This window comes from Aliidongia sp., assembly GCF_035943795.1.
GTDB lineage: Bacteria > Pseudomonadota > Alphaproteobacteria > ATCC43930 > CGMCC-115725 > Aliidongia.
The window spans coordinates 1-3345 of sequence record NZ_DASZBY010000126.1 but is presented as its reverse complement, the minus strand read 5'-3'; the positions used below and the strand labels follow the sequence as shown (position 1 = coordinate 3345).

4 protein-coding genes are annotated in these 3345 nt (G+C 67.7%); 3 read left to right on the top strand and 1 reads right to left on the bottom strand.

Features of this window, described 5'->3' with window-relative positions; all coding sequences use genetic code 11:
• The coding region (locus VGV37_RS24910) for a thiamine pyrophosphate-dependent enzyme (protein ID WP_326882495.1) at positions 1 to 625 on the top strand (625 nt) is incomplete at its 5' end.
• A gap of 10 nt (positions 626 to 635) precedes the next feature.
• On the top strand, positions 636 to 1430 hold the full coding sequence (locus VGV37_RS24905; RefSeq protein ID WP_326882494.1) for a glucose 1-dehydrogenase: 795 nt from the start codon (positions 636 to 638) through the stop codon (positions 1428 to 1430).
• A 17-nt stretch (positions 1431 to 1447) separates the two neighbouring features.
• Here VGV37_RS24905 and VGV37_RS24900 read toward each other — a convergent pair whose 3' ends face one another.
• The gene (locus VGV37_RS24900) at positions 1448 to 1951 is read right to left on the bottom strand and encodes a hypothetical protein (protein WP_326882493.1); all 504 of its coding nucleotides are present in this window, start codon (positions 1949 to 1951) and stop codon (positions 1448 to 1450) included.
• Between the two features lie 224 nt (positions 1952 to 2175).
• Here VGV37_RS24900 and VGV37_RS24895 point away from each other — a divergent pair.
• Positions 2176 to 3345, top strand: a 1170-nt coding sequence (locus VGV37_RS24895) for a HAMP domain-containing protein (RefSeq protein ID WP_326882492.1), incomplete at its 3' end; no start/stop codon positions are given.

The following is a 3345-nucleotide window of genomic DNA, read 5'->3' as shown; positions in this document are numbered from 1 at the left end:
CAAATACACGTCCGAAGAAGTGCCGATCTCGATGGCACGCCTGATGGGCGAGCTGAACCAGCGCCTGCCGGCCGACGGCATCCTGGTCGCCGACGGCGGCTTCGCGGCCCATTGGGGCGGGCTGCTGTTCGACACCAAGCGACCCGGTCGCGGCTTCGTGCCCGACCGCGGCTTCGCCTCGATCGGCTATGGCCTGCCGGGCGCCATGGGTGCCGCGCTGGCCGCCCCCGGCCGACCGGTCGTCAGCCTGACCGGCGACGGCGGCTTCAACATGATGTTGGGTGAGCTCGAGACGGCGCGGCGCTTGGGCCTGAGCTTTACCATCGTGGTCGTCAACAATGCCGCCTCGGGCTACGTCAAGGCGCTGCAGCACCTGATGTACGGCGCCGGCGCCTACCACGCCTCCGACCTGGCCGAGACCAACTATGCCAAGGTCGCGGAAGCCCTGGGCGTGCGCGGCATCCGGGTCGAAAGCCCAAACGACCTGGGCGCGGCGCTGGAGACGGGCTTCGCCGGCACGGGGCCGACCATCATCGACCTGGTCGTGACCCGCGACCCGGCCAAGATGCTGCCCGGCGTCGACAACCGGACCGCCACGGTCAAGAAGGGCGATCGGATCGCCTGAGGAGAAAACCATGGCCGACAGGATGCGCGACAAGGTCGCCCTGGTGCTGGGGGCCGGTTCCGCTGGCCCGGGCTGGGGCAACGGCAAGGCGGCCGCCGTGCTTTATGCCCGTGAGGGCGCGAAGCTGGTCGTGGTCGACGTGCGCGAGAGCGCCGCCCAGGAAACCGCGGACATCGTGACGGCGGAAGGCGGCACGGCGATCGCGTTCGGCGGCGATGTCACCGACGAAGCCCAGGTCCAGCGCATCGTCGCGGCCACGCTCGAACGGTTCGGCCGGATCGACGTACTGCACAATAATGTCGGCATCACCGACATCGGCGAGTTGGAAGACATCACCAAGGAACGCTGGCAGCGGGTGATGGACATCAACCTGACCGGCGCGATGCTCGCCACCAAGGCGGTCGTGCCGGCAATGCTGCGCCAGGGCGGCGGCGCGATCGTCAATATCTCGTCGACCGCGGCCGTGCACATCAACGATTACACCTATTTTTCCTATTCGGCCTCCAAGGCCGGACTGAACCACCTGACCCGGGCGCTGGCCATCCGCTATGCCAAGGAGAATATCCGGGTGAACGCGATCATGCCTGGCCTGATGAACACGCCGCTGATCCACAAGCAGATCGCCGGCGCCTATGTCGACACCGCCCAGATGATGGCGGCGCGCGACGCCAAGAGCCCGATGGGCCGCATGGGCGACGCCTGGGACGTGGCCAAGGCCGCCCTGTTCCTGGCATCCGACGATGCGGGCTACATCACCGGCGTGTGCCTGGCGGTCGATGGCGGCCTGACCTGCCTGTCGGCTTAAGGCTGCAGCCGTCGGCGTCAATGGAGCGTGATCGTGCCGTCGAATTGCTCCGGGCGGGGCACCGGCCGCGTATCGTCGCCGATCCGGCGCGGCAGGTGCAGGTCCTGACGCGCCATCGCCCGGCCGAGCGCGCCGGCGGCCTGCAACAAATCCTCCAGCCCCTCGGCCCGGACCAGCCAGCGGCCGGTTGCCCTGGCCAGGTTCATATCGCCGGCCTGAGCGGCGGTGATCATGGTCAGCACGCAGACCTCGTCGCAGCCGAGGCAGGGGCAACCGGGCTGGTGATAGCGGATGACGCGGCGCGCGTGGCAGCGCAGCGCCTCGACGAACATGGCGAAGCTGCGGAGCGCGCCGTGGGCCGTGGTCTCGGTGAACTGCCGCCGGAACTCGTGCTCGACCAACGCCCAGTTCTCCGTGCCGGACACCCAGCGCCGAAAGGACCAGACGACCAGCCGCTCCGCGAGATCCAGCTCGCCGAGGGTGGTCGGATGATAAGACGCTTCGGCGGTTTGAACGGACATCGTCATCTCCTGGATCGGATCGCTGAAGTTTAGATGATATTGCGAATGATTTTCAATATCATTCGCAAGCGATCGAGGCCGGGGGCTGGCCGATCATGCCAGCGGTAAATTCGTACGCAGCACCGGTCGCGGGCTGAATCCTTACCGTTCGCTAACCCTCATCAAGCGAAAATCGGCGGCTTGAAATAACGCCGGCTAACGCGCCGGACTCGGGGGAGCTGTCCATGTCCGGCCTCAATAATTTTTCGATCCGCGCCATCCTGGGCCTGGTGATCGGCATCATGGGCCTGCTGCTCGTGGTGCTCAGCACCGTGGCGCTGGTCGACGCGTTCGATCGGAACCAGGCGGCGCGACGGGTCGCGGGGCTGGCTGCCACCAGCCAGTCGCTGTTCAAGGCCCTGCAGTCGCACCGGCTGGAGCGCGGCAACGAACTGGCACCGCTGATGGCCGAGGCGCCCGCCGCCGCAACGGTCGACCAGGTGGTCGGCGGCAATCGCAAAGCGACAGAAGAAGGCTACGGCGACGGCATGGCCGCGCTGGAACGGCTCGATCTGGCCGGTTTGCCGGCCATGGTGACGAAGCTAAAAGCGGCCCATGACGCGGTCGCGGCCCTGCGCCCCAAGGCGGACGCCGCCCTGCACCAGCCGAAATCCGCCCGCGATGCGGCCGTGTTGCAAGACTGGCCGAAACAGACCCAGGCCTTGCTGAACGCCCTGAACGACGCCACCGATCTGCTGGAAGCGGATCTGAAACTGGTCGATCCGACCGTCGACCAGCTGCTGTCGGTGAAGCGCGCAGCCTGGGTCGTGCGTAATTATGCCGGCTCCGAAGTGCTGATGGCCGGCGCCGCGCTGTCGACCGGCCAGACCTGGACCCCGGCCCAAGTGCTGGAATCGGCCGAAGAGCGTGGCCGCGTCGCGACCGCTTCGGCAATCGTCGCCGAAGCCGCGGCCCGGCCAGACGCGCCCAAGAGCGTCGTCGACGCCGTCGCCAAGATGAACCAGGAATTCTTCGGGCCCGGCACCGCCCGGCGCAAACCGACCTACGACGCCTTGTCGAGTGGCCAGAAGCCCGAGATTACGGCCGGCGAGTGGCTGGGACGCGAGGCCGCGTCGCTCGGCTCGATCAATGGCGTCGCCAACGCGGCGATGGACCAGATGGTGGCCCGGGCGGATGACGAGGCGGGTCGTGCGACGCGCAACCTGGTGTTGGACATGTTGTTGCTGCTGGCGGCCCTTGGCCTGTCGGCGGCAGGCTTCCTGGTGGTGCGCCACCGGGTCAGCGCGCCGATCCTCAGCCTGACCGCGACCATCGGGCGGCTGGCCCAGCAGGATTTCGCGGTGGAGATCCCGGCCAAGACGCGCGACGACGAGATCGGCCGCATGCAGGAAGCG